Annotated in this window: 23 protein-coding genes; 2 read left to right on the top strand and 21 right to left on the bottom strand. The window is 63.6% G+C overall.

Annotated features, from left to right (window positions below):
- Nucleotides 1-12: 12 nt before the first annotated feature.
- From ACSFBF_RS08290 to ACSFBF_RS08260, 7 genes are read right to left on the bottom strand one after another with little or no spacing between them, the layout of a single operon-like run.
- Nucleotides 13-945 carry a tripartite tricarboxylate transporter substrate binding protein gene (locus ACSFBF_RS08290; protein ID WP_435465817.1) on the bottom strand — a complete coding sequence of 311 codons (933 nt, stop codon included), beginning with the start codon at nt 943-945 and terminating at the stop codon, nt 13-15.
- A 53-nt stretch (nt 946-998) separates the two neighbouring features.
- On the bottom strand, nt 999-2,390 hold the full coding sequence (locus ACSFBF_RS08285) for an MmgE/PrpD family protein (protein ID WP_435465816.1): 1,392 nt from the start codon (nt 2,388-2,390) through the stop codon (nt 999-1,001).
- A gap of 32 nt (nt 2,391-2,422) precedes the next feature.
- Entirely contained in the window at nt 2,423-3,436 is a 1,014-nt protein-coding gene (locus ACSFBF_RS08280; RefSeq protein ID WP_435465815.1) for a Bug family tripartite tricarboxylate transporter substrate binding protein, read from the bottom strand.
- Between the two features lie 10 nt (nt 3,437-3,446).
- The gene (locus ACSFBF_RS08275; protein WP_435465814.1) at nt 3,447-4,643 is read right to left on the bottom strand and encodes a 2-methylaconitate cis-trans isomerase PrpF family protein; all 1,197 of its coding nucleotides are present in this window, start codon (nt 4,641-4,643) and stop codon (nt 3,447-3,449) included.
- A 30-nt stretch (nt 4,644-4,673) separates the two neighbouring features.
- Nucleotides 4,674-5,315 (bottom strand): 3-isopropylmalate dehydratase small subunit, encoded by a 642-nt coding sequence (leuD, locus tag ACSFBF_RS08270; RefSeq protein WP_435465813.1) that lies wholly within the window; start codon nt 5,313-5,315, stop codon nt 4,674-4,676.
- Between the two features lies 1 nt (nt 5,316).
- The gene (leuC, locus tag ACSFBF_RS08265) at nt 5,317-6,726 is read right to left on the bottom strand and encodes a 3-isopropylmalate dehydratase large subunit (RefSeq protein ID WP_435465812.1); all 1,410 of its coding nucleotides are present in this window, start codon (nt 6,724-6,726) and stop codon (nt 5,317-5,319) included.
- Nucleotides 6,723-7,607 carry an isocitrate lyase/PEP mutase family protein gene (locus ACSFBF_RS08260; protein ID WP_435465811.1) on the bottom strand — a complete coding sequence of 295 codons (885 nt, stop codon included), beginning with the start codon at nt 7,605-7,607 and terminating at the stop codon, nt 6,723-6,725. The genes leuC (ACSFBF_RS08265) and ACSFBF_RS08260 overlap by 4 nt, the downstream gene beginning before the upstream one ends.
- A gap of 122 nt (nt 7,608-7,729) precedes the next feature.
- On the opposite strand from ACSFBF_RS08260, the gene ACSFBF_RS08255 reads away from it, so the two are divergent.
- Nucleotides 7,730-8,530, top strand: coding sequence for a GntR family transcriptional regulator (locus tag ACSFBF_RS08255; RefSeq protein ID WP_435465810.1), 801 nt, complete (start codon nt 7,730-7,732; stop codon nt 8,528-8,530).
- A gap of 52 nt (nt 8,531-8,582) precedes the next feature.
- Here the strand turns inward: ACSFBF_RS08255 and ACSFBF_RS08250 are convergent, their stop codons facing one another.
- The 12 genes from ACSFBF_RS08250 to ACSFBF_RS08195 all read right to left on the bottom strand — a co-directional run bounded on the left by ACSFBF_RS08250 (nt 8,583) and on the right by ACSFBF_RS08195 (nt 21,130).
- Entirely contained in the window at nt 8,583-9,170 is a 588-nt protein-coding gene (locus tag ACSFBF_RS08250) for a nuclear transport factor 2 family protein (protein ID WP_435465809.1), read from the bottom strand.
- A 34-nt stretch (nt 9,171-9,204) separates the two neighbouring features.
- Nucleotides 9,205-10,203, bottom strand: a complete 999-nt coding sequence (locus tag ACSFBF_RS08245; RefSeq protein ID WP_435465808.1) for a Bug family tripartite tricarboxylate transporter substrate binding protein — start codon at nt 10,201-10,203, stop codon at nt 9,205-9,207.
- 315 nt (nt 10,204-10,518) lie between these two features.
- Complete coding sequence (locus ACSFBF_RS08240; protein ID WP_435465948.1) at nt 10,519-10,647, bottom strand: hypothetical protein; 129 nt, start codon at nt 10,645-10,647, stop codon at nt 10,519-10,521.
- A gap of 409 nt (nt 10,648-11,056) precedes the next feature.
- On the bottom strand, nt 11,057-12,055 hold the full coding sequence (locus tag ACSFBF_RS08235) for a Bug family tripartite tricarboxylate transporter substrate binding protein (RefSeq protein WP_435465807.1): 999 nt from the start codon (nt 12,053-12,055) through the stop codon (nt 11,057-11,059).
- A gap of 71 nt (nt 12,056-12,126) precedes the next feature.
- A complete protein-coding gene (locus ACSFBF_RS08230) occupies nt 12,127-13,119 on the bottom strand; it encodes a Bug family tripartite tricarboxylate transporter substrate binding protein (RefSeq protein ID WP_435465806.1) in 993 nt (330 codons plus the stop codon).
- 20 nt (nt 13,120-13,139) lie between these two features.
- The gene (locus tag ACSFBF_RS08225; protein ID WP_435465805.1) at nt 13,140-14,561 is read right to left on the bottom strand and encodes an MmgE/PrpD family protein; all 1,422 of its coding nucleotides are present in this window, start codon (nt 14,559-14,561) and stop codon (nt 13,140-13,142) included.
- A 28-nt stretch (nt 14,562-14,589) separates the two neighbouring features.
- A complete protein-coding gene (locus ACSFBF_RS08220; RefSeq protein WP_435465804.1) occupies nt 14,590-15,972 on the bottom strand; it encodes an MFS transporter in 1,383 nt (460 codons plus the stop codon).
- A 38-nt stretch (nt 15,973-16,010) separates the two neighbouring features.
- Entirely contained in the window at nt 16,011-17,177 is a 1,167-nt protein-coding gene (locus tag ACSFBF_RS08215) for a 2-methylaconitate cis-trans isomerase PrpF family protein (protein ID WP_435465803.1), read from the bottom strand.
- A 59-nt stretch (nt 17,178-17,236) separates the two neighbouring features.
- Entirely contained in the window at nt 17,237-18,214 is a 978-nt protein-coding gene (locus ACSFBF_RS08210; RefSeq protein WP_435465802.1) for a Bug family tripartite tricarboxylate transporter substrate binding protein, read from the bottom strand.
- Nucleotides 18,211-18,846, bottom strand: coding sequence for a 3-isopropylmalate dehydratase small subunit (gene leuD / locus ACSFBF_RS08205; RefSeq protein ID WP_435465944.1), 636 nt, complete (start codon nt 18,844-18,846; stop codon nt 18,211-18,213). Before leuD (ACSFBF_RS08205) ends, ACSFBF_RS08210 begins: the two co-directional genes overlap by 4 nt.
- Nucleotides 18,847-18,848: 2 nt before the next feature.
- Nucleotides 18,849-20,252, bottom strand: a complete 1,404-nt coding sequence (gene leuC / locus ACSFBF_RS08200; protein ID WP_435465801.1) for a 3-isopropylmalate dehydratase large subunit — start codon at nt 20,250-20,252, stop codon at nt 18,849-18,851.
- A gap of 5 nt (nt 20,253-20,257) precedes the next feature.
- A complete protein-coding gene (locus ACSFBF_RS08195; protein WP_435465800.1) occupies nt 20,258-21,130 on the bottom strand; it encodes an isocitrate lyase/PEP mutase family protein in 873 nt (290 codons plus the stop codon).
- 120 nt (nt 21,131-21,250) lie between these two features.
- Between ACSFBF_RS08195 and ACSFBF_RS08190 the strand changes: the two genes are divergently transcribed.
- Nucleotides 21,251-22,054, top strand: a complete 804-nt coding sequence (locus ACSFBF_RS08190) for a GntR family transcriptional regulator (RefSeq protein ID WP_435465799.1) — start codon at nt 21,251-21,253, stop codon at nt 22,052-22,054.
- 8 nt (nt 22,055-22,062) lie between these two features.
- Here ACSFBF_RS08190 and ACSFBF_RS08185 read toward each other — a convergent pair whose 3' ends face one another.
- Nucleotides 22,063-25,227, bottom strand: a complete 3,165-nt coding sequence (locus ACSFBF_RS08185) for a bifunctional cytochrome P450/NADPH--P450 reductase (RefSeq protein ID WP_435465798.1) — start codon at nt 25,225-25,227, stop codon at nt 22,063-22,065.
- A gap of 165 nt (nt 25,228-25,392) precedes the next feature.
- Complete coding sequence (locus ACSFBF_RS08180; protein WP_435465797.1) at nt 25,393-26,274, bottom strand: LysR family transcriptional regulator; 882 nt, start codon at nt 26,272-26,274, stop codon at nt 25,393-25,395.
- Nucleotides 26,275-26,283 lie beyond the last annotated feature (9 nt).

The following is a 26,283-nucleotide window of genomic DNA, read 5'->3' as shown; positions in this document are numbered from 1 at the left end:
TGGTCTCCGTCCTCAGTCGTCGGCCTTGAGACCTTCGGTGCGCACGACCTTCGCCCAGCGATCGAGTTCGAGGTGATAGAACGTGGTCGCGTCCTGGCTGCTCATGGCGGCGGGCTCCAGGCCGAGCGTGGCCAGTTGCTGCTGGAGTTTGGGATCGGCGATTGCGGTGCGAAGCGCGGTGCCGAGTTTGGTGACTACATCGGCCGGCATGCCACTTGGGCCGCCCACGGCATACCAGCTGGAGACGTTGAAGCCCTTGACGGTCTCCGACACTGCTGGAACTCCGGGGACCAACGAGGTCCGCTTGCCCATCGTGGAGCCCAGGATGTTGACCTTCTGCATCACCGGCGCAATCGAGGGCGGCGTGCCGAACTGGACGTCCAGCTGCCCACCCAACAGCGCGGCAGCGGTCTCGCTGCCACCCTTGTAGGGAATGTGCGTCATCGAGATGCCGGTATCACGTTGCAGCACGAGCGCGCTTAGATGAGGCGTCGTTCCGATGCCTCCAGCGCCATAGTTGATCTTGCCGGGATTCTTCTTGGCGCGATCGATGAGCTCCGCCAGGGTCGTGATGCCCGACGACTTTGGCACCGCAATCAACATGGGGCCTCGGCCGATCATGCCAACGATGATGAAATCGGATGCGGGCTTGTACGAAATCGACTTGTACATCGCAGGCGAGATCGCGTTGGTCGACGATACGAGCATCAAGGTGTAGCCATCGGGCGGCGACTTGGCGACGACCGAGGCGGCCAGCGTCGTGCCGGCGCCGGGGCGGTTTTCGACGATGACGGCTTGCCCCAGAGCCTTGCCCATCGAGTCGGCGAGAACGCGCGCCACCCCGTCGGCGCCTCCACCCGCAGTGAATCCGACGATCAACTTGATTGGACGTTCGGGCCATGCCGCCTGGGCGGCGGAACAGGCAGCGACGAGCGCCAGCGTCATCAGGTACCGGGGCCCGGCCTTGCTGAAAGAAATACTGTTCATGGAAGTCTCTGTCATGCGGAGGGAAGTGCGGCGAGCAGGGCGCGGGCCGACATGGAATGAAAGCCGAGGCAGGCCTCAAGGAACCGCGCACCATCGCGCTGTTGCCCGGTGGCACCACCCCAATCGAGGCAATCCTCGAGCTTCGCGGACAGCTCCGCGCTGCTCAGTGGCTGCGAAGCCGAACCATGCAATTGCTCGATGCGCTGGTTCACGGTGCGCCCATCCCGCAGATGCAGAGTGACATCGGCCCAGCGCGGCGATGCGGCACCGTCGTCATCGCGCCAGCGCACCTTGTCCAGAAAACGCTGGATCTCGGGGCGTTGGACTGCCGCGTCCGTGAAGCTTGCAAGACGCACGGCCCCGTCGGACAGCGCCACCGCAAGGGCATAGGGCAGGCTGAACTTGCCCTCGAGTCCCAGCGAAGGGCGCGGATGGACCAGGGGGAGCAACCCGGTCCTGCTGCTGAGGACCTCGATGGTTTCCACATCCTCAAGGCGCAGGCCATGCGCGGAACGCAGTGCCAGCACGGCATCGATGGAACGGTGCGTCGCGTAGCACATGGGGTACTGTTTCACGTCGACCCCGCTGCGCTCGATTTCCAGAGGCGACTCGCCCAGTCCGGCCAACACCGTATCGACGGGTTCGCCGTTTCCGTAGAGCACCAGGTACCCGGTCGGTCCGTCCAGCGCCATCTCTCCGGCCGTGAAGCCCTCCGCGGCAAGGCTCGCCGCGCGCACTGCGGCGCCGCACGCGTGTCCGGCCTGGAAGCTCTTGCCCTCGGTACCGACGTTCTCGCGCGAGCCCGCCGCCTGCGCCACGGCCAGACCGATGGCGTGGGCGATCTGGCATGCGTCGAGCTGCAGCAGGTAGGCGCAGGCGACGGTCGATCCGATCACGCCGATGCTCGCCGTCGAATGCCAGCCCTTGACGTAGTGCTTCATCGCGATGCCCCGCGAGAGCTTGCAGATCACCTCCAGGCCGACAACGAAGGCCGCGGCGACGCGCTCCCCGGGCAAGTCCCGCTGCTGTGCCAAGGCCAGCAGCGCAGGCCAGAGCACCACGCTCGGGTGGCCTCGCATTGGTACGGTGACGTCGTCGTAGTCGAGGACGTGCCCCGTCACGCCGTTCCACCAGGCGGCAATTTCGGGCGCCGCGTATTCCGGACGTCCCCACAGGCCGACCAGCGCACCGGCCCGGTCGTCATATGAAAGAAGGCCTGCCGACTGCAAGTAGCGCAACGCCGCTTGCGGCGCTGCCTCGTTGCGGCCAGCGAAGGCCACGGCATAGGTATCGGCCAGTGAACGGCCGCAGAGAAGGAGTTGCTGTGCAGTCAGGTGCGCACAGTCGAAGCCGCATGCGAACTGCGAGATGCGTTCTGCGGCACTGGGTTGAGTCGATGTCATGACTTTCTTTCTGCTCGAAGAAGCGTTTCCTGCTATTCCACCTTGACGTTTGCGGCCTTGGCTGCGCGCGCCCACTTGCTGATCTCAGCGCCGACGAACTGGCTGAACGCCGCCGCGCCAAGCGCCCGAGGCTCACTGCCCCCCGCACGGATCGGCGTCATGGCTGCGTCGTTCCTGCTCGCCGACTGCATGGCGGCGTTGAGCTTCTCGACGACCGCAGCGGGTGTACCCGCAGGGGCGAAGAGAGCGCTCCACGAGGCAACCTCGAATCCCGGGAGGCCTTGCTCGGCGACGGTCGGCACCTTGGGCAGCACCGGATAGCGGTCCTTGCTCGCTACGGCAAGCACCTTGATCTTTCCGGCCTGGATCTGTGGCAGAACCAGCGAGCCGGCATCGAACATCAACTGCACGTCGTTCGACAACAGGCCGGTGAGTGCGGCGGGAGATCCCTTGTAGGGCACGTGAAGCAGGTCCATGCCGGTTTCCGACTTGAGCAACTCCATTGCCAGGTGTGCCGTGATGCCCGCACCGCCCGAGCCGAAGCTCAACTTCTTCGGGTGCGCCTTCGCATAGGCGACCAGCTCGGGCAGCGTGTTCACGGGAAGCTGCGCGTTGGCGACCAGGAAAAGGCGCCCCGAGGCACCCAGCGCCACCGGCACGAAATCCTTCAAGGTGTCATAGGGCAGCTTGTCGTAGATGGCCGGATTGATCGTCATCTGGCCGGAGGTCCCGAACAGCAGGGTGTAGCCGTCAGCTGCGGCGGACTTGACCGTCTGGGCGCCGATGATGCCGTTGGCGCCGGCCTTGTTGTCGACGAAGACCGGCTGTCCGAGCAATTGCTGGAGCGCACCTGCGTAGGCGCGCGCCCCGACATCGACCGTCTGGCCGGGCGGATAGCCCACGACGATGCGGATAGGACGCTTTGGGAAATCCGAGTCGTCGGACTTCGGCTGTCCGAAGGCATGCAGGACCGGCAGCGAAGCCGCAGCCGCGCCCACGCTGGCGCGCAGGAGAAACCGGCGTCCGGAAGAAAAGTGCGAAGTCATCGTGTGCTCCTCAGGCTTCAGGCCGCATGCGCCAGGCGGGGACGTAGGCGATACCGTGCATGAGCCGGCGTGCGGTGCGGCCCAGGCCGAGCCGTTCGTAGGTCGCGCCTTCTGCGCCAGCGCCAGGGTTGGCACGAACGACGACGGTCATCGACCCTAGCGGATGGCCGATGCGAAGCTGATCGGGTTCACCGCCGCTCGTACCCTGGCAGGCCTCGTGAACCAGCGTGCCCGGAATGCGCGACATGGCGGCCGTGCACATCGAGCCCGTGCCGGCCATGCTCTCGTGGCATTTGTTGTAGAAGACCAGCCGGGCCCGCAGGTCCATGGAGCCGGCCGTCACTGCGAGGCCGTTGCTGCCTGTGTAGGTCTCGGGAGGCGCCACCATGACTGCGAGCGGAAGGGCAGGGGACACACTTTCCGCCTCGCGCCAGTCCTTGCACAAGCCGATGGCTTGCGCTGCCTTGCCCCGAAGTTCGCGCAGCGTTGCAATGAGGGCGTCCGATGCATTGATATCGTCGGGCAACTCACTCCCGGTCGCACCGACATCGGCAGCGCGCACGAAGACACAGGGGTTAGCAACGTCGCCCATGGTGGCCTCGATCACCCGGCCATCTTCGAGCGCGATACGGTCCACCAGACGGCCCGTGGGCAGGACCTTGCCGGTCTTGGCGCCGGTGGTGGCACTGTAGTCCAGGAAGACCAATGCACCCGTGCCGGGAATGCCCGGGATCGAGAAACTGCCTTCCACGCGCGCGCGGCCATTCACGACCGGCACATGAGCGATGAGAATCTTCTTGGTATTGGTGTTGAACACCCTGATCTTGGCGACCGCTCCCTCGGGAGGATCGACCAGGTCGCTGTCGATCGCGAAGGGTCCGACACCCGCCGAGATGTTGCCGCAGTTGCTCGTGTAGACCACGATGCCGCGCCCGGGCGGGACGATGGCATAGGTGTAGTCGACGTCGGCATCGGGCCGCGAAGAGCGTCCGACAATGGCGATCTTGGCGGTCACCAGACGCGATCCGCCGAGACCGTCGAGCTGGAGCAGGTCGTCGCTGCCGACCAGTGCCTTGAGCACGGCGTCGCGCTCGGGACCTGGCGGCGGAAGATCCTCGCTCCTGAAATAGAGGCCCTTGCTGGTTCCTCCGCGCATCAATGTGCAGGGCACACCGATCTGTTCGGCGTTCGGTTCGTTTGTCAACATGCTTTGTCTCCGTGAAAGTCTTGTGGCTGGTCAGGTGTTGGTTGAATCGACGGTTGTGGCCGCGACGGGCGCCCAGATCCAAGGGCGTACCAGCCGGTCCGTCGCCTGCCACGCGGCGATGGCCGTGCGGCGCTTCAGGGTCCTCGTGACATCGTCCATGCCGTCCAGCAGCGCTTGGCGTTTCATGGCATCGACCGCGAAGGACTGCTGGCTGCCGTCTGGCAGTGCGATGCGGCATGCCTGCAGGTCGACCGTGACGGGCGCGCCACTGCGAGCCTGATCGGCGAGGCGGTCGACCGTCTCGCGCGGCAAGACGATCGGCAGCACGCCGTTCTGGAAGCAGTTGCCGATGAAGATGTCGCCGAAGCTTTCCGCAATGACGCAGCGGATGCCCCGGTTGGCCAATGCCCAGACCGCACCTTCGCGCGACGAGCCGCAACCGAAGTTGCGCCCGGCCAGCAGGATCGGTGCGCTGGAGAAAAGAGGCTGGTTGAGGACGCACTCAGCGTCTTCCGAGCCATCGGCGCGGAAGCGCAAGGCCTCGAAGGCGTAGGGGCCCAGTTGGTCGCGCGCCAGGTCGGTCAACCGGTTGATCCGAATGATCACGTCGGTGTCCACGTTGTCGAGCATCAGCGGTGCCGCGATCCCCTGGAGGGTGGTGAAAGGCTGCATCTCAAAGCTCTCGGGGATCTGCAATGGCGCCAGCGAGCGCACTGGCCACGGCGGTCGCGGGGCTGGCAAGGTGCGTGCGCACACCGGGCCCCTGGCGGCCGACAAAATTGCGGTTGGAGGTGGACACGACGCGTTCGCCAGGCGCCGCGATCTCGCCGTTCGCGGCCACGCACATGCTGCAGCCGGGCTCTCGCCAGTCGAAACCCGCCGCGCGGAACAGACTGTCGAGACCTTCGCGCTCGGCCTCGCGCCGCACGGCTTCCGAGCCGGGAACGACCCATGCGCGGACATGCGGTGCCACGTGCCGGCCACCGATCAGTGCCGCGGCTTCGCGCAGGTCCGAGAGGCGCGAGTTCGTGCAGGAGCCGATGAATACCCGATCGATGCGTTGGCCTCTGAGCGCGTCGCCGGGGTGAACGTTCATGTACGTCATTGCCTCTTGCCAGGCCTGCAGCTGGGCAGGCCCATCGGTGGCCTCGGGCGAGGGCACGCGGCCGCTGATCGCCATCACTTGTTCCGGGCTGGTGCCCCAGGTGACCATCGGTGTCACCTCGTCGGCATCGATGTGCACTTCGCGGTCGAAATGCGCATCCGGGTCCGAGCGCAGAGCGTGCCAGTGCGTCACCGCCGACTCGAACAATGCGCCCTTGGGCGCGAAGGGGCGCCCTTCGAGGTAGTCGAACACGCGCTGATCGGGCGCGACCATGCCCATCTTGGCGCCCATCTCGATGGAGAGATTGCACACGGTCATCCGCTCCTCCACCGACATCGCCTCGATCGCCGGGCCCGCGTACTCCACGGCGTAGCCTGTGCCTGCAGATGCGCCTAGTTTCCCGATGGTGAAAAGGATGAGGTCCTTCGCAGTCACGCCGGGCGCCAGTCGCCCGTGGTAGACGATGCGCATGTTCTTTGGCTTGCGCTGCATCAACGTCTGGGTTGCCAGCGCATGCATCAACTCGGAAGAGCCGACACCGAACGCCAGCGCACCCAGCGCGCCGTTTGTGCATGTGTGACTATCCCCGCAGATGACCGTGCTGCCGGGCTGGACGATGCCCAACTCCGGTCCGATCACATGCACGATGCCCTGCCCAGGTTGACCCAAGTCGAAGAAGCGGATGCCGTGTCTTTGACTTCCATCTCTCAGCCGCATCAGCAGCGGTGCGCCGCCCGGGAAGGTCTCGGCGGTTCGCCCCGGCGCTGAGGAGACCGCGTGATCGGGGGTGGCAAACGCCAGTTCCGGCGAGACGACAGGCAGTTTCCGGGCGTCCAACTCGGCCATGCCGCGCGGCCCCGAGAGATCGTGCAGCAGATGCCTGTCGATGTGCAGCAGAGCCCAGCCGTCACCCAAGTCCTCGATGACGTGTGCCTGCCAGACCTTGTCGAACAGGGTGGAGGGGGAGCCAGAGGTCACGGCGACACCGCCTCCTGCGGCGCATCGCGAAAGCGGGTGCGGATGTCGTTCCACTCATCCGCGCCGAAACGCCGGAAGCGCTCGGCGACCGGCAGCGCGAGAGCCGAATTCGGCGGCCGGCGCTGTTCGCGCAGTTCCTTCAGTGCCTGGTCGCAGGCGCCCATCACAGTGCCGAACAACAGGCTGGGAAGGATCACGAGGCGGTATCCCATTTCCTGCGCATCGTCCAGGCCGATGTCCGGTGTCTTGCCGGCGCGAACGACGTTCAGGAGACATGGTCCTTCGACGCGTTTCGGAATGAGCGCGAGCTCTTCCAGGCTCTGCGCCGCCTCGACGAAGGCCATGTCGGCGCCGGCGCGAAGAGCGGCGTTGGCGCGTGCGATGGCTTCCTCCATGTCGACCACGGCCCGGGCATCCGTGCGCGCGATGATGAGGAAATCGGGATCCACGCGGGCGGCCACGGCTGCGCGGATCTTCGCCACGAATTCCTCGCGCGAGACGATTTCCTTGCCGTCCAGATGCCCGCAGCGCTTGGGTGCGACCTGGTCCTCGATGTGAAGACCTGCGACGCCTGCGCGCTCGTATTCGCGCACGGTGCGCGTCACGTTGAGTTCGTTGCCATAGCCGGTGTCGGCATCCGCGATCACGGGAATCTTTACCGACTGCGCCATCACGCCGGCCGCCTGTGCCATTTCACCCAGCGTCAATAGCCCGAAGTCGGGGAAGCCGCGCGAAGCGGAGACGGCAGAGCCGGACATATATGCCGCGCGAAAGCCGCCCTGTTCGATCGTACGAGCCGTGATGGCGTCGTAGCCACCCGGGGCGGCAACGATTTCAGGAGCCGACAGCAGGGCCCGCAAATCTTTTCTGGCAGATGACATGAATGGTTCCTTGAGCAGGTGCCGGATCGATCACCGGCGTCGTTAATACGTTCTAATTCTATAACGTTATATATTTATGATGATATGGGTGGATAGAATTTGTTTCTTTTCTACGCAAGCTCATGACAAAGTCTTCCGAGAGCGGATTGGCTTCCAGAAAGAACGGACTGCCGCTTCACCACCAGCTCTACGTGGTTCTGCGCGAACAGATCATGAGAGGGCTTTACGCCCCGGGTGCGCTGATTCCCAATGAAGCCCGTCTGGGCGAACTCTTCGGCGTCTCGCGCATCACGGTGCGCCGAGCCGTGGCAGACCTGCACGCCGAAGGCCTCGTGGAGAAGCAACAGGGCAAGGGGACTTTTGTCCGCATCGAGCTTCCGGCCCAGCGGCCCGCGGCGACGCTGGGCTTTGTCGATGCGCTGCGTCGCACGGCGCTGAATACGCAGGTGACGGTGCTGGACGTGCAGACGCAGGATCCTCCCGCCGTCATTGCCGTGCAACTGGACCTGCCCGCAGGACATACGGCCGTTCATGCAGTGAGATTGCGCTCGTCGAGCGGGCAGCCACTCATGGTCACAGATGCATGGGTGCCGGACCGTTTCGCGTCTGGTGTCACCCGCGCCAAGCTCAAGAAGCAGGCGCTCTACGAGATCCTGCTGGCCCAGGGCGTCGAGTTCGGGCGCGTCGTGCAGGAGATCACTGCCGTGCCTGCCGATCCGCAGCACGCAACGTTGCTGGGCGTGAACCTCGGTTCACCAATGCTGCGCCTGACCCGGGTGCTCTATGCAATAGATCGTGTCCCAGTGATGCACATCACCATTCATGTCTCGCCGGAGCGCAGCCGGATCTTGATGGACGTCGCGGTGGAAAGCCTCAATACCTTGGGGGCAGGGCAGATCACGCACGACGCGCCAAGACTGTAGGAGCCGACCGCTTCCGCGGTTGTCCCCGTTGCGAGTCATTCAATCAGAAGAACTAGCTCGCTGAGATTCCCAGTTCTCGGCGGGCCAGGAACATCGGGTCTTCAGAATCTCGACGTCCGACGACTGACCCAGGGACGTTCTGTGGCAACTGCCGTGGAAGCGGTGTGATCAATTTCCAATCCTGTATGACAACCCGATCTGCGATTCGCCATTCGCCGTTGCGTCGTTCGAAGCGGTCGAGATAGCGGGAGCATGTCCACAGGTCCCTGCCCGTCTCCGGCGCGTCGTCACCGACGCTCGCCAACTGGGCAAGAGCCGCCATCGCCTCTTTGGGATAGCGCTGCGTCGTGCGTAGATAGGTCTCGGCGAGTGCGACATCGGGAGAAGCGAATTCGATGAGCATGTTGCTGACCTGATGCATCGAGAAGGGGATGCTCTTGTGGCGTTCACGAATCCAATCGATCAGTCCCTCGATCCCTCCGTTGTAGACGCCGTGCGAGTCATTGGCATCCGGATGAAATACAGATCGGATTCCGTTGTAGTCGAGTCGATCGACGGCGCGGCACCAGCGGTACATGACATCTTGAATCTGCATCCTGTCAGCGATGCGTTGGGGGCTGTATTGCTCTGAAGTTTCCAAGGTGAAGTCTCCGGTTGGCTGATGTGTTGCTTTGTCACTCGACCGTGATGCCCAACTGCTTCACGATCTTCTTGTACTTGTCGATTTCCGCTTTGACGAATGCAGCGGTTTCTTGCGGTGTACTGATGACGGCTGTAGCGCCTTGTGTCTCCAGTTTTCGTTTGGTTTCGGCGTCCGCGAGGATCTTGTTCAAACTGGAATTCAGCAATGAGACAACATCTGGAGACACGCCAGCTGGTGCCATCAGGGCATACCAGGTGGAGAAATTCATGTCGTTCACGCCGCTCTCTTTGAAGGTGGGCACAGCCGGCAATAGATCGGTTCGCGTTGGAAGGGCCACAGCGAGAACGCGCAGGCGATCGGAGTGCAGGAAGGGAATGATCGAAGTCAGACTCACGAACGCAAGCGGAATCTGTCCCCCAAGCACGTCCGTCACGGCCGGAGCATCGCCCTTGAACGGGACATGCACCAGCGAGATTCCAGTCACCTGTTTGAATGTTTCACCGGCAATGTGTCCGGTCCCGCCGGTACCACTCGAGCCGAAGCTGAGTGCCTTCGGATTTTCCTTGCCGTAGGCAATCAGGTCGGAGACCTTTCTAGGCGCAAGAGTTGCACTTGAGATCAGTACCATGGGCACGGACGCGACGATGCCGATCGACGTGAAGTCCTGGATCGCGTCGTACGCGATCTTGGGGTAAAGCGCCGGATTCAGCCCGTGAGTTGCGCCGCCTCCCATGACGAGCGTATAGGGGTCGCCTTTGGCCTTGGCCACGAAACCCGCGCCAATCATTCCATTCGCGCCAATGCGATTCTCGACAACAACTTGTTGGCCCAACAGGGATTGGAAGCCGTTCCCAACGATGCGGCTGAGCAGGTCGTTGGTCCCGCTTGCGGGAAATGTGGAAATCAGCCTGATTGGCTTCACGGGGTAGCGGGAGGGCTGTGCCCGGGCCATCGTATTCATGGTGGCGGCGACGGCCAAAGCAGACTGCAGCAATAGCCTGCGTCGAGGACTTGCGATTCGGCGATGCATGAGATGTCTCCTTTATTTGGATGGGCAGCAACCTGCCTCGTTGCTGAACCTGGCCAGGAGTCTCGACGGCATGGAGGACGGCAGCAATCGCAGGTGTCCAGCCCTTGGACAACCTGAAGCCGACTACATGTAAAGAGGCGTTGACTGGCTGGCCATCCCTCGGAGCAGGTTATCTGGCGCACGGGGGCTGCCCCACGCGCCAGATGACGCGAAAGGCCGGCTGCGGGTCGATCGATTCGGATACTCGCGGCCTTCGCCAAGGTCGACCATTGCGCGGTGTCCCGGTGAATCTGCTTGGCTATCTGGGAAGCGTCTTCAGCCGAGAGCCGCCGGCGCGATGGCCAGGACCTGTTCCATCAGGCGATCGCCACTGGCCTGGCGCAGCAGGCCGCGGCGCAACTGCTTGGCACCGGCGATGGCGGGACCTGGCGGGTGCCGTTCCATGCGCTGCGCCACGTGCTCGACGTCCGAACATCGTCGAGTTCGTCAACGAGTCGACGTCAAGAGTTGCTATGTGGGGTGATCTCGGTTTTCGTGCATTTTGTGGCGCTTGACCCGATTGACCTCAATCAACTCAATGAGTTGCGAGATGCTCGCGTTTGGCCGGACGTCGTGACCAGGTCCCGGTTATGCACATCACCATCCACGTGTCGCCGGAACGCAGCCGGATCTTGATGGATGTGCGGTGGAAAGCCTGAACACCCTAGGCGCGGGGCAGATTCCGCACGATGTGCCGCCGCTCTAGCGTCAGGCCGATGCCTATTCATGCCTCCAACTGATCGTTGCGCGGCTGCGCTCGGCCGACGTGCGTCATCTTCGCTTGACTGCCCGGTCGGGCCGTCAAGCTTGTCCGTCATTCCATCTCCACGCCCGCAGCCTTGGCCGCAGCACCCCACTTGCGCGTTTCGTCCACAAGAAATTTCCGAAACTCTTCGGGTGTGCCCCCCGACATCTCGCTGCTGGATGCCTTGGCGGAGGCAATCACGTCGGGCCGACTTTGCGCCTGCAGCAATGCCTTGTTGAGCTTTTGAATGACGGCCGGCGGGGTGTTGGCCGGCGCCACAACGCCGGTCCATGCCGCCGCTTCGAAACCGGGGTAGCCCTGCTCGGCCACCGTCTTCAGTGCGGGCATTTCCGAATACCTGGACGTGCTCGACACACCGAGTGCCCTGAGCTTGCCTAGCTTGATCTGCGGCAGCACCAATCCGCCCGCATCCATCATGACGTCGATCTGCCCTCCCATCAGGTCGGTCAAGGCACTTGCCGAGCCCTTGTAGGGAACATGCAAGATATCAATCCCTGCTTCCTTCTTGAACATCTCCATGGCGAGATTTGCCGTGATCCCCCGGCCGCCAGAGCCGTAGTTGAGCTTCCCGGGGTGGGCTTTGGCATATTGGACGAGGTCATCAAGCGTCTTGAACGGCGAGGCGGCGGGAACGACGATGTAAAGACGCCCGATGCCACTCAACGTCACCGGCGCGAACTCCTTGAGCGGGTCGTAGGGAAGTCTCTTGTACAGGCCGGGATTGATCGCAAGCTGGCCGGAAGTTCCAAGGAGCAATGTGTGTCCGTCGGGCGCCGCTTGCTTCAGTTCCTGGGCGCCCAGGATCCCATTGGCCCCGGCCTTGTTGTCCACGAAAACAGGTTTTCCCAGGATCTCCGCGAGCGCAATGGCCATTGCGCGAGCTGCTGAATCCACGGTCTGCCCCGGCGGGTAGCCAACAATGATGCGAACGGGCTTGGTCGGGAAGTCGCTCTCTTGCGCGGCTGCGCGCAGCGGGACCCACAGAGGAAGTGCAACCAGCGCTGCTGATCGCTTGATGAATGCTCTCTTCGAGGCTGTGACGGTCAAGGTGTCTCCTTGGATTGCTTGTTGAATTCTGGGATCGCTGCCTCATTGGCCCAGGACGTTGACGTCCCGAACTACGGATCGAGCCGGATGTTCGCGGTCTTCACCAGTGCCGCCCACTGCGCCGTGTCGCGGCGAATCTGGGCGGCCATCTGGGCGGTGTCGTCAACCGTTACGAGCGAGGTGTTTCGGCGCAGCATCTCCGCCCGAAATGCCGGGTCCGCAAGCAGTTCGCGCAGCGTGCTCGCGAGGGCGGTTGCGACTGGCGCGGGAATGGCCTTGGGTGCCAGCAAGCCGCTCCAGCCCACCACGTCGAAGCCCTTCAGTTCGGGGATGCCTTGGCTGCCCAGAGGCTGATACTGAGGTGCGGCCGCTTCCGGGATCGGCGAACTGACGCCGTAGGCGCGAAGGCGGTTGGCGCGGACCTGCTCATTGCCGGTTGCCACGGCGTCGAACATCAGTGTGACTTGTCCGGCAATGACATCGGTCTCCGCCTGTGCGGGCCCCTTGTACGGAACGTGGACGAGATCGAGCCCTGCCATCTGCTTGAACAGTTCCATGGCCATGTGGGAGTAGCTGCCGTTGCCGTTGGACGCGTAGCTGTACTTCCCGGGGTTGCGTCTGATCAGCGCGATCAGCTCCTTCAGGTTCTGTGCCGGAACGCTCGGGCTCGACACCAGCAGCAGTCCGCCGCTGCTCAGCAACGCGATCGGCGCCAGGTCTTTCTCCACGTCGTAGCTCACGGTCTTGTCGATCAGCGGATTGATGACAAGCGGCGACGACGTCGTGAGCAGGAGCGTGTAGCCATCGGCCGCAGACTTCGCCACCACACCGACGCCGATGGTGCCACCGGCACCCGCGCGGTTCTCGACGATGAACGGTTGCTTCAGCCTTGCGGAGAGCTTCTCGGCAAACACGCGCGCTGCGTTGTCCGAACTGCTTGCCGGACTGAACGGAACAATGATCTTGACGGGTCTGATGGGGTAGCTGTCGAGGTTCCCCTGGGCCGAGACCAACGCACAAGTGCCTGAGAAAAGTGTGAGCGCGATCAGTGATTTCATTCTCATGCCTGTTTCCTTCTTTCCGTTCAGTGCGCGACCCGGAGGCGATCTGCGGGCAGTTGCAAGCTGCGAACGAGCGATGCCGCAGAGGGCTCCTGCCGAAGGGAAAGGAGCCGTTGTGCGAGCCGTGTGGCGTGGTCCTTGCCGTAGACGGGATCGGCGAGCGACATGAACTTCTGCTGAATCCGTGGGCGTCCCAACGGCGTGGAGGCCTCCCCGATCGGAAGCATCACCTCGATCGCGAGCTCCGGCGCGCCATGCACGCTCAGACGGCATCCGGCGCCCGGAAGGTCCTTGTCGACACTGACCTGTATGTTTGCCGCCAGTCCTTCGATGTCCGGTGCTCCCAGGCGCTCATAGCTCTGCCAGTCGGCTCTTCCGTCGAGCCAGGCCGTCGCCAGCTGGAAATAGACGCTGAATTGCCCGTCGACGATGTTGCGTGGCGCCATCTTGTTGGCCAGCGGTTCACCGACGATCTTGAAGGCCGTGGGTGAGAGCTGAATCCGAAGCGCCGCATCCTTTCTCTGCGCGGGTGCGCAACGCTCGCGCAGAGCCAATGCCGCGTCGATGGCGCTGTGGGTCAGACGGCACGAAGGGTAGGGCTTGATGGCAGTCTCTGCCGTCACCCACCGTTGCCCGAGTCCCTCCGTCAGGTTCGAGGGCTTTGAGACATTGGTGTAGCCGGTCAGGAGACCGAAACGACCCGCGATGGGCTCATTGGCACTCAGGACTCCTGCCTTGGCATAGGCCAGGGCCATCAATGCGTTGTGGCCCGCAAAGCCCGGGTGCAGTCGCTTGTTCCAGGCGCCGTTGTCCAGGTACTGCATCGACCCAGCGGCCAGGCTGGCCGCAATGCCGAAAGCGCTCTCGATTGTTGCCGCGTCGAGTCGCTGCAGGCGCGCGGCCGCCGCAACCGCACCGAAGATTCCCGCGACAGACGTGTTGTGGAAGCCGCGCTCATAGGCACTCGCAGTCAGAGCGCCGCCAATTCGGCAAGTTACCTCGTAGCCGATCACGATCGCGTCGAGGAGCGCGCGTCCGCTGACATCGCTGCGTTCCGCGCAGCCCAGCGTGATTGGAATGACCGGGGCACCGGGGTGCAACACGCCGAAGCCGTTCGTGTCGTCGAAGTCCATCGTGTGGGCGAACGCGCCATTCAGGAGCGCTGCTTGCGCCTGCGTGTAAGTCGCACGTTCTCCGACCACGGTGAAATCGCCGGCCTCGGGCGCGAGCTCGAGCGTGCCGGCGCGAAATGCGGCACTGCTCTCCGCAAATTGAGCCGAGTACGCGGTGTGGCCCACGAAGTCGAGCATGCATTCTTCGACGCACGCGAGCGTCGCTTCCGGGATCTGTGTGCTCGGGGTGTCGGCTGCAAACCGAGCAAGATCGCGCGACGGCGTGCCCACTGCTTGTTGCGTCGCGGGATCGTTGTTGGCGGTCAGGTTCAAAAGGTGCCTCCTAGGGTTCTTGTCTTGATCACTGGATACGGGTCAACGGGGCGCCTTCATCGGGAACTTCATGGGGCTCGACGTATGGGCTTTCCAGTGAGCGCCTGGTTGTCTCGAGTCCGAATACCGCGACAACGACCATCTGGACGATGCCCAGGCCGATCACGGTGAGGACCACCGCGTTGACGCCGTTGTAGGCATACAGCGCGGCGACAGCCTGCGGCGCAAAGATGGAGGCGGCGCGCCCCGATACGCTCGAAATCCCGGTTCCGCGCAGGCGGACCTCCGTGGGAAAGAGTTCAGGTACGTACGTCGAGAACCCGACAGTTCCCCCGAAATAGAACGCCGTGATCAGGATGACGCCCACGGCGGTGGTCGCTTCCAGGTTCCCTGCATTGGCATAGGCCCAGCCCAGCAGCGCGCCCACGAACGAAGAAAGAACGATCCAGTTCTTGCGACTCCACTTGTCCGCGAGCAGGCCGGCGAGCACCACGCCCAACAGGCTCCCCACGGACATCAGCGCGGTATGTCCGAGCGACGAGGCGACCGAAAGCCCTTGCTTCACCAGGAAGGTCGGCAGCCAGATGATGAAACCGTACAGCGAGGCCAGCGCAACCACATTGAGGGTGACGCCGAGAAAAGTCGAGCGCAGCAGCGGTGGCTTGAAGAGATCCGCAAAGCGGTACTTGTTCTCCGCGGCTGCCCTCTGTGCCACTGGCTCGGGGAGTGGCTTGCCCGTTTCCCGCATGACTTCCCGCTCGATCTCTTCCACGATCTTGTTGGCCTCGGCATGACGACCGACGGACTCCAGCCAGCGCGGCGACTCCGGCATCTGCTTACGCATCAGCCAGACGGCCAATCCACCCACGCCAGCGATGCCGAACATCCATCGCCAGCCCAAAGTCGGGATGACGAAGTAACTGACGACGTTGGAGACGAGCAGGGCCGACGTGGCGAGGAAGAACAGGACGGCCCCCCATTTGCCCCGCTTTCCCGGCGGAACGAATTCCCCCATCGTGGCGTAGCCGACGACGATCTCGGCCCCCAGCCCGATCCCCATCACGAACCGGCATGCGATCAGCCAGGCCATGGTCGGCGCAAACGCGGCAGCGACCGACATGACGCCGAACAGGACCAGGTTGAACTGAAAGGTGAACTTGCGACCGAATCGGTCGCCAAGCCAGCCGGCACTGAACGCGCCGATCAGCGCGCCCAGCGCCCCAGCGGAGGCAAAGTCGGCATTCGACGCCATCGTCGACCAGCCGGAGGACGTCAGCGCGACCATGACGCCGCTGGCGAGATAGAGGTCGAACGCATCGAAGAAAAGCCCCGCGCCGATCATCAAGGCCATGCGGCGATGAAAGGAGGACTCCGGCAAACGGTCGAGCCGCTCCGCGGATGAATACTGCATGTTTGTCTCTGTTGTCATTGTTCTTTGATGAAAAGGGGTCAGCCGGCGAAGTCGATGGGCACGTAGAGCTCGCCGGCCATCAGGCGCCGTGCAGTGCGCGCGAAGCCGAGGGCGGCAAACTCGGGTCGAGTGGGATCGCCCTGCGCGCGAACCTTGACGTCCATCACGCCCAGGGGATGGCCGATGCGCAGTTCGTCCGTTGCTGCTGCGCCATCGCGCAGCGCCTTGTTCACCACGGACCCTTCGACCCTGGACGCCGCCGCGGTGCACACGGACCCCGTGCCCGCCATGCTCTCGTGGCATTTGCCGAGGAACACGAGGCGGGCGCGGATGTCCATCGCATCGGCTTTCTGCGTCTCGCCGTTCATGTCGATGTACATGGAGGGAGGCGCCACCATCACGAACAACGGCAGGCCGGGCAGATGAACGGCCTTCCAGTCCGGCCAGAAGCCCATGCGTTCACCCATCTTCGACTGGATCTCACCGATCGTTTCGATGAGCGACGGGTCGGCCATGATGTCTGCGGGAAGCTCGCTGCCCGTCAGGCCGATGTCTGCGGCGGAGACGTAGACACACGGGTTGCCCACGTCGCAAGCCGTGACTTCGATGGTCCTGCCGTCCTCCAGCCGAACCGTATCGGTCACGTTGCCTGTGGGGAGCAGCCGGCCGGTTTTCGCACCGACCGTGCCGGCGTAGTCCATCAGCAATTCCGCACCGGTGCCTGGCACGCCGGCGATAGCGCAATCGCCCTGGACGCGCGCCTTGCCGCCTTGCACCTGCACCTTGGCAACCAGCACCTTGTCGGTGTTGGTGTTGTAGATACGGACCGTGGTTAAGGGCTCCTTCGCTTCCACAAGCTGCTCGTCGATGGCGAAGGGCCCGACCGCCGAGGATATGTTTCCGCAGTTGCCGTCATAGCCCACGACATCACGGTCTATGTCGACCTGCGCGAAGGTGTAGTCGACGTCGGCGTCGTCACGAGAAGAGCGCTTGACGATGGCGACCTTGGAAGTGACGAGTCGCGAGCCACCCAGCCCGTCGATCTGAATGACGTCTGGCGTTCCCATCGCGCGCTTGAGGAGGCGATCGCGTGCCGGCCCTGGGGGCGGAATGTCCTCTTCGTGAAAGAAGAGTCCTTTGCTGGTGCCGCCGCGCATGAGCACGCACCGCACGGCGGTTTGGTCGGGAGAATGATTGGATTGCATCTCTGTGTCTCTGGAAGGAGGGGATCGTGCGGGTGCGGCGCCTGAGCGCAGGACGGCATTCACTCGTCGAAGGGAAAGCGTTTGACCAGTGCGCCGAAGTACGCGTCTTCGCGCCGGATCTGTGCCGCGAATTGTTCGGGCGAAGAGAGCACCGGATCGGCCGCTGCTGCCGACATGGCCTGCTGCACCCGGGCGTCCTGTCCGGCTTCTTTCACTGTTCGGGCAATCGCCTGGGCCACGTTGGCCGGCGTGGCGCGCGGTGCGAACAGGCCGTACCAGGTGACCGATCGGAAATCGCCGAAGCCGGCTTCGGCGCTCGTGGGTACGTCGGGCAACGCCCGGGGCCTGGTTTCACCTTCCGTCACGAGTACGCGCAGCGTTCCTGCCTTGTGATGCGGCAGGGCCGCCGTGAGGCCGGTGAAAGCCATCGTGACGTTGTCCCCGATCAGGTCGGACACGATGGGTGCAGTACCCCGGTAGCTGGCCACCACGAGGTTGTCGATGCCGAAATCGGCGGCGAACTTGCGAGCCGTCAGTTTGGAGATGTTCTCGCCGGAGGCGGCCGAGCACTTCACGCCCGCGGTCTTGCAATATCGAACAAGTTCGGCCAGCGTCTTTGCGGGGACCTTCGCGCCCACGACGATGGCGGCGGGGGAGGCGGCCACGCTGCTCACCGGCGCCAGGCCCGCCATCGGGTCCACCCCCTTTAGCGCTGGCACGTACTTGTTCAGCAGCAGCGAGGGCACTTGCATCAGCAACGTGTAGCCGTCAGGCTTTGCATCGATGACGCGACGCGTGCCCAGGAGTCCGTCGGCGCCGGGTACGTTTTCCACCAGCACCGGCTGCTTCCACAGCTCGGACAGTCGCAGTGCGATAGCGCGTGCATTTGCGTCCGTGCCACCGCCCGCGGCATAGGGCACGATCAGCGTGACGGGCTTGGTGGGTTGCCAATCCGCTTGTGCCAGTGCACTGCCCGTGGCGAGCACGCCTGACAGGAGTGCGAGCAACCCGGGCAGCTTGCCTTGGCGCCGGCTCATACCGTTGCTCCTGCTGCATGCCCGGAGGGCCAGGCCCAGGGGCGTCGCTTTCGGTCATCGTCTTGCCAGGCGCGGACCAGCGTATCGTCTTTCAGCGTCAATCCGATATCGTCCAGCCCGTGCAGCAGACCCTCGCGGCGCAGCGGATCGATCTCGAAGGCGGTGACCGCGCCGACGGGCGAGGTCAGGACTTTCTGCGTCAGGTCGACGGTCAGGGTGGCTCCGTTGGCGCACGCCGCAGCGAGGGCTTCGATCTCGGCGGCCGGCAGCCGGATTGCGAGCACGCCGTTCTGAAAGCAGTTGTTGAAGAAGATGTCGCCGAAGCTGGGTGCGATCACGCAACGCACGCCCATGCCTTGCAAGGCCCATACGGCGCCTTCGCGCGACGAGCCGCATCCGAAGTTGTCGCCTGCCAGCAGAACTGGTGCGCCCCGGAATGCGGGCTGATTGAAAACGAAGTCGGGGTTCTCGCTGCCGTCGTCGCGATAACGCAGCGCCTCCATCGCATAGGCGCCGAGTTGATCCTTGGCGGTGATCGATGTGAGGCGCTCGATCCGGATGATCACATCGGTGTCGATGTTGGCGCGCGGCAGATGCGCAGCTGCACCGCGCAGGGTTGTGAACGGTTGCATGCTCATGACGCGGCCTCCAGATCTGTAATGACGCCGGCAATGGCCGCCGCGGCTGCCATCGCCGGGCTCGCCAGATGGGTTCGCGCGCCGGGGCCTTGCCGTCCGACGAAGTTGCGGTTCGAGGTCGATACCGAACGTTTCTGCGGCGGCACCTGCTCGCCGTTGGCGGCCACGCACATGCTGCATCCCGGCTCGCGCCATTCGAAGCCTGCGGTCTCGAACACTTCACGCAGGCCCTCGGCCTCGGCTGAGCGCTTCACGTTCTCGGAGCCGGGTACAACCCATGCGGTCACACCCGCCGCAACGTGCTTGCCGCGCACCACGTCCGCAGCCGAACGAAGGTCGGAGATGCGCGAATTGGCGCAGGAACCGATGAACACCCAGTCGATCGGCGTACCGGCAATTGTCTGACCCGCAGTGAGGCCCATGTAGTCAAGGGCTGCATTCAGCGTGTCGCGCCGTGTGGCGTCTGCAGCGTCCGCCGGGTCTGGCACGCGGCCGTCGATCGATATCGCGTGCTCCGGGCTGGTCCCCCAGGTGATGGTCGGTCGCACGGCGGAAGCGTCGATGACTTCCTCACGGTCAAAAGTCGCGTCTGGATCGCCAGGCAAGGTGCGCCAATGCGCAACCGCCGCATCGAAGGCGTCGCCTTGTGGTGCGAAAGGGCGACCGCGCAGGTATTCAAACGTGCGCTCATCGGGGGCCACCATGCCGAAGCGGGCGCCGAGCTCCACGGACAGGTTGCAGAGCGTGAGCCGGCCTTCGACGTCCATTCCCTCGATGGCCGATCCAGCGAACTCCACGGCAGAGCCGACACCGGCCGCAGCGCCGAGGTTGCCGATGATGTGAAGCGCAAGATCCTTCGCCGTCACGCCTGCACGCAAGGCACCGTCGCATCGAACGCGCAGCTGCCTGGGTTTCTGTTGACGGAGTGTTTGCGTCGCGAGCGCATGCGTGCTCTCGGAGGAGCCCACGCCGAAGGCCATCGCGCCGATGCCGCCGTTGGTGCACGTGTGGCTGTCTCCACAGATCACGGTGAGGCCGGGCAGCACGATGCCGAGTTCAGGCCCCATCACGTGCACGATGCCCTGGCCTGGCTGGCCGAGATCGAACATGCGCACGCCCATCTCGGCACTTCGCGCCTTGAGCGCGCCATGCAGCTTTCCGCCGAGCGGGAAGGTCGAAGCCACGCGCCCCGGCTGACTCGAGACCGCATGGTCGGGCGTCGAGAAGACAAGCTCGGGGTTGTGCAATGGCAGGCCGCGCGCCGCGACCTCGCCGAGCGCCGGGGGGCCGGAGAGGTCGTGCAGCAGATGACGATCGATGTGCAACAGCGCCCAGCCATCCCCCAGCTCGCGGATGACGTGTGCGTCCCACAACTTGTCGAAGAGGGTTTTCGCAGCCATGGCGTTCACCGGCCTTCCATGGTCGCGCCGGCATTGAACCGGGTGCGAAGGGCATCCCATTCGTCGGCGCCAAAGCGGCGGAAGGTCTGCGCGACGCTCTGCGTGACCTTTGGCGGCAGGTGCGTCGCCTTCAGTTCCGCCAGCGCGGCATCCCCGGCCTCGATCGTCGCCTTGAGCATCAGCCCGGGAAGGATGGCGAGCTTGTAGCCCATGCGCTCGACTTCTCGCAGATCGATGTTCGGAGTGCGACCGCCCGGCACCACGTTCAGCAGGCAGGGGCCGCGAACCTGCTTGGGCACCGCGGCGATTTCCTCCACGCTTTGTGTCGCCTCGACGAACACCATGTCGGCGCCTGCTTCGAGTGATGCATTGGCGCGCCAGATGGCCTCGTCCAGACCGTGCATCGCGCGGGCATCGGAGCGCGCGATCACCACGAACTCCTTCGAGCGTCGCGCTTCCACGGCCGCACGGATCTTCGAGACGAACTCGTCACGTGAGATCACCTCCTTGCCATCGAGATGGCCGCATCGCTTGGGCGATACCTGGTCTTCAATGTGGATCGCGGCCACGCCACGCGCTTCGTACTCGCGCACGGTACGCGTCACGTTGAGTTCGTTGCCGTACCCGGTGTCAGCGTCTGCGATCAGCGGGATGTTTGTGGCGCGCGCCATCACGGCGGCGTTGTCGACCATCTCGCTCATCGAGAGAAGGCCGAAGTCGGGAAAGCCGCGTGCGGCGGAGGTTCCGGCGCCAGTCATGTAGACGGCCGCAAAGCCGGCTTGCTCGATCAGGCGCGCGCCGATGGCGTCGTAGGCGCCAGGCGCGATCACCATGCCGGGGGCGCCGAGGAGTGCGCGCAATGAAGTGGCAGTACTCATCTGATTTCCATTCCTGTGGTCTGTTGTCTCTCGATTTGAGATGGTGTTTATAAAGATATCACAACATAACCACAGGTCAACACGGGTATTCTCGGGGTCTCTCGAACCGCTTATCTGCTCATGAACACGTCCTCCACGCGCTCCGTTCCTCCCCCGCCTGTACTGGCCAAGGGGACGCCGTTGCATCGCCAGCTCTTCCTGACGCTGCGTGACCAGATTTCGCGCGGTGTGTTTGCGCCGGGAAGTCCCTTGCCGAAAGAGGAAACGCTGTGCGAGAACTTCGGTGTCTCGCGCATCACGGTGAGGCGCGCACTGGCCGATCTGGTCGCGCTCGGATTGCTCGAGAAGCGACACGGTCTGGGAACGTTCGTGCGATTGGATTTACCGCTGGCGCGGCCGATTCCGTCCCTCGGATTGGTCGACAGCCTTCGCAAGACCGCGCTGGCGACACACGCCGAAGTTCTGGAAGTCGCGCATGCTGTGCCGCCTCCCGATGTCGCGACGCTGCTGCAGCTCGATCCCGGCGCCCTGGCAGTTCATGCGCTGCGTCTGCGCAGCAAAGGCGATGTGCCGGTCATGCTGACCGACGCCTGGGTTCCCCTGCGTCTGGGGCGACGGGTCTCAGCCACGGCACTACGCAAGCAGGCCCTCTACGAAATCCTGATGGGGCAGGGGGTCAAGTTCGGGCGCGCCGTGCAAGAGCTGACGGCCATCGCCGCCGATTCATTGCAGGCGCGTCTGCTGCGAACCGAGCTGGGCGGGCCTTTGCTCAAGCTTGTCCGAGTGATTCACGATACCGATCAGATGCCGGTCCAGCACCTGACGGCCTACATGGCACCGGCGCACAGCCGCATCCTGATGGACATCCCAGGAGAAACGGTCAACACGCTGACGGCCGGCCAGATTGTGTTCGATGAGTCTTGATTGTTGTTTCAGGCGAAAACATCGGAGACGTAGCGTCCGTGCACGTGCTCGACTTCGTCGGCCCAGGCTTCCGCCCGCTCTTTGGACACTCCGGCCGCCACGCTGTAGATGTCGATGAAGGTTGACCTGACAGCAGGCGCCATCTGCTTGCCATCGCCGCAGACATAGACTTGTGCGCCTTGCCTGAAAAGATGTTCCACGTCATCGCGATCCTTCCAGATGCGATGCTGGACGAAAGCCATGCCGTCCTCGGGGGCCTCCGCAAACACGGGACGCATCTCAACCGCCCCAGCCTGTTGCCAGGCTTCAAATTCGTCCTGGTACAGGTAGTCACTGTCAGGGTGATTCACGCCAAAGAAGAGCAGCGCGCGCCCCGTGGCCTGACCGTTGGCCCGCAGCAGTGCACGCTCCTGGATGAAACCCCGAAAGGGGGCGATGCCTGTACCGGCGCACACCATCACGAGAGGTGTCGACGGATCCGCGGGCAGGTGAAATCCCGCTTGCGAAGGCTTCACCGCGACGATCATCCGGTCGCCTGCCTGCAGGCTCGCCAGATAGTTCGAAGCCACGCCGTGATAGTGACTCTGCCCGGACAGTGCTGGCGCGTCGACCACGGCCACGGTGATGGTCGCGTGTGCGCCGTTCCAGCGCGGCGACGAGGAGATGGAATACTGCCTCGGCCGCAGTGGCGGGAGCATGGTCAGAAACTGGGAGAACGTCAGTTCACAGGACTGCGCCCTGTCCAGAATATCAAGGGCACTCAAGCGCTTGGGCAGGACCTCTTGTGCGTATGAGGCTTCCAGCACTTGAAGGTGCTGCTGTTCCGGCGGGCAGCGCGTTGAGGTGGCCATCGTCCGGATCTGCAGCTTCGTTGCAGGCAGGGCCAGTTCCACATAGCTGGAGAGTAATTCGAAGGCGCTGATCGCATTGCCCAACGGCAGAAATTCCCAATGCGAACTTGCGGAAGTCGCGATGAGCTGAGCGTCGCGCGCGAGTGCGAAGCGTCGCAGGACACGTTCCACGGTGGCAGGCGGATTGCGCGCCAGGATGGACAGGTAGTCGCCGGCCCGATACGGCATGTCTTCGGGTAGTGCAATCTCAAGATGCCGCTTGGAGCGGGCGCCGCGATGCTGCTGATTCACCAGTTCCCGATTGGCAATGACGGTGCCTTGGCGCAATTCGTCGGCCTGTAGGTGTACGGCCCTGGCGGTGCTGTCGATCTCGACGACGATGCCGGGATCGCTCTGTGCGGCGGGCAGGGCCGTTCCTTCTGCATTGCCCAGGCAGTTCCAGAGGCTGGCGCTCCACGCGTCGAATGCGCCGAAGAGGTCGCCTCCCGCGTCCCCTTCACCCCGTTTGCAGAGCCGCCCGCCTGAGGATTTTTGCAGAGCCTGGTCCAGTTGCTTTGGGATCGCTTGGTAGGTTCTTGCCCATTGCTGGTTGCCGCACCCGAACACGGCGAATCGCAGTCCGTGAAGCATGTCTGCTTCAAGCCCTCCGATCCAGTCGACGAAGCGCCGTGCATTGTCGGGAGATCGACCTTCATAAGAGGAGGCCAGCACGATCAAGGTCTGCTGCGGCGACAGCTTCTCCGTGAAATCGTCGAGCGTTGCCAGAATAGGTGCATAGCCTCGATCCGCCGCATCGGCGGCGACACGTCGCGCGAACGACTCGCAAGTGCCACTGTTCCCGCCGAACAGGATGATAAATGGCCTGCCATCGGGCGCAGGACTTTTCGCTGGGGTCGGGGAAGGGGCAGAGCGCAGCGAAGTGGGCCGGGTGCCGAAGACCCCAGGCTTTCGCGGGCGCGCCCGGATAGTCAAACCTTCCGGCTTGATCGTCAGTGTTTCCGCGATCTTCAGTTTGTAGTCCGGATCGTGAAACTCGATGTCGAATCTCTGCAGCAGCATTGCGAGAACGAGGTGCGCCTCCTGCATCGCAAATGCTCGCCCGATGCAGGCACGGGCGCCATTCCCGAAAGGTTTCCAGGAATTCGGCGGCAGGGCTTCCATCTCACCCGGACTGAAGCGCTCCGGCCTGAAGTCTTCTGCATCCGCTCCCCAGACCGCGGGATCGCGGTGCAACATAGGCTCGAGGATGAGCACGGTGTCGTCCGGTGTGAGTCGATACCGGTTCGCCAGCAACGTCTCCTTGATCGGCTTGACCGCGAATGCGGGTGCCGTCGGCCACAGTCGAAGGGACTCCATCAAGATATGTTCGAGGTAGCGAAGTTGTGCCAGATGCTCCACGCGCGGTGAGTCGCCAGCGACAACGGAATCGACCATCTTCTGCGCCTTGCGCAGCACCTCGGGATGGCGCAACAGGAGGTACACGACGAACGACAAAAGACCACTGGTTGTCTCATGTCCTGCAACCAGGAAGGTCACGAGCTGGAAGCGGATGTTCTCGTCACTGAGAGTCTCTCCGGTGACCGGATCCACGCCGTTGAGCATCAGATTCAGCAGGTCTTCCTTCTCTTGCCTGAGAGGATCCTGTCGGCGCTGGGCGATCAGGTCGGCGGCGACCTGGCTCAGTAGCGATTTATTGGCTTCGTAGCGCCGGTTGCTCGAGACATACAACCCCGCAATCGGACCAGGGCGCCTCCCTCTCCGCCCGGACTCGTCCAGCGCGCCCACCATCGCAGCGACGAAGGGGTGCATCTCCTCATGGTAGAAGCTGTTGAAGCGGTAGTCGAATGCGCATAGTGCGATGGTGTCCAGCGTGAGCCTCGTCATGTTCTCCGCAACGTCGATGACCGCCCCTGGGCCGAAGCGCTCCCACCGCAAGAACATCTGCTCGGCGATGTCGAGCATTCGTGGAAACATGCCGCGAACGCCGAGGGGACCGAACGCCGGCATGAGCAATCGATGCGCTTTCGCCCAGTTGGGCTCGTCGTTGTCGGCAGTGAACAGGCCATCGCCTGCGAAGGCCCGAATCTCTCTCAACGCCGCGTAGATCTTCTTCTGGAACCGGGTTTCGTCGCAGAGTTCGTTTACCAGTTCCTGCGAACTCGCGACGTGGACGTAACGAGAGAATATTCTGAATCTGTAGAAAGGCCCCAGCGTCTTCGCAAGCCTCATGAGGCTCTGAATTCGGGAGGACGGATCGATCGAACCGATGTTTCCGACAATTGGCCGGGTCGGCGGCTGGGGAATCTCGACGATGCCGTTCATGTGTTCTCCTGGCAATTGGTGCTTCTGTCGCGGAGATCTCGGCTGCGCCTCGCGTCGATTCAGGCTGAGTGTTTATATTACTATAAACACAAAATAACAAGAGATGGAATTGCGCTCAACGAGCGCCACGAGTTGCGTGCGCCACTGGGTGCCGAGCCTTCGGCATCACAGATTCGTTGCGAGCGAGATCATGTTGGCGACGGCCGGCGCGAGCGCCGAACTGCGATAGGCGATGCCAAGGCTGGCGACCAATCCAGAGTTCCTGAGCGGTATGTAGCGAACCTCGTCCGAACGACTGCTGCGCATGCACGCAGGCACGATCGTGATGCCTAAGGAACTGGCGACCAGATTGATGGTGGACGAGATCTGGGGGGCGTGCTGCACCACCCGCGGACTGAAGCCGAGCGCCTCGCAAGCGGTAACGATCGCATCGGACAGGCCAAAGCGTGTGGCCCGTGGATAGAGGACGAACAGCTCGTCGCGCAACTCCAGCAGCCGCAGGCTCTTGCGCCCGGCCAGGCGGTGCGCCTTCGGCACCGCCACCACCATCGGTTCGTTGGAGATCAGGTCAAACCGCACGTCGCTGTCCATCCCGACAGGGAGGCGAACGAACGCCACATCGATCCGCCCCTGGCGCAGCGACTGCATCAGCTGGACCGATCGGTTTTCTTCCAGCGTCATTTCCACGTGCGGGTAGAGCTCGCGGTATCGGTGAAGCGCAGAGGTCACTTCGCCGTGGAAGGACGCGGACTCGGTGAACCCGACGCCGATCCGGCCGATGACGCCGCGCGCGCTCAGTTGGCAACGCAGCGTGGCCTTGGAGACGCGGTCCAGGATGGCACGCGCCTCTTCGAGGAACACTTCGCCGGGACCGGTGAGCGTGACGTTTCCGGGTTGCCTGTCGAACAGTTGGACGCCGAGTTCCTGCTCCAGAGACTTGATCTGGAACGTCAACGGCGGCTGCGCAATTCCGATGCGTCGCGCGGCCCGGGTGAAGTGCAGCTCCTCCGCAAGAACGACGAAGTAACGCAGGTGCCGTAGGTCCATATGGAGTAA

This window comes from Variovorax nivicola (assembly GCF_051216475.1).
Lineage (GTDB): Bacteria > Pseudomonadota > Gammaproteobacteria > Burkholderiales > Burkholderiaceae_C > Variovorax.
This window is presented reverse-complemented; position numbering and strand designations above follow the sequence as displayed.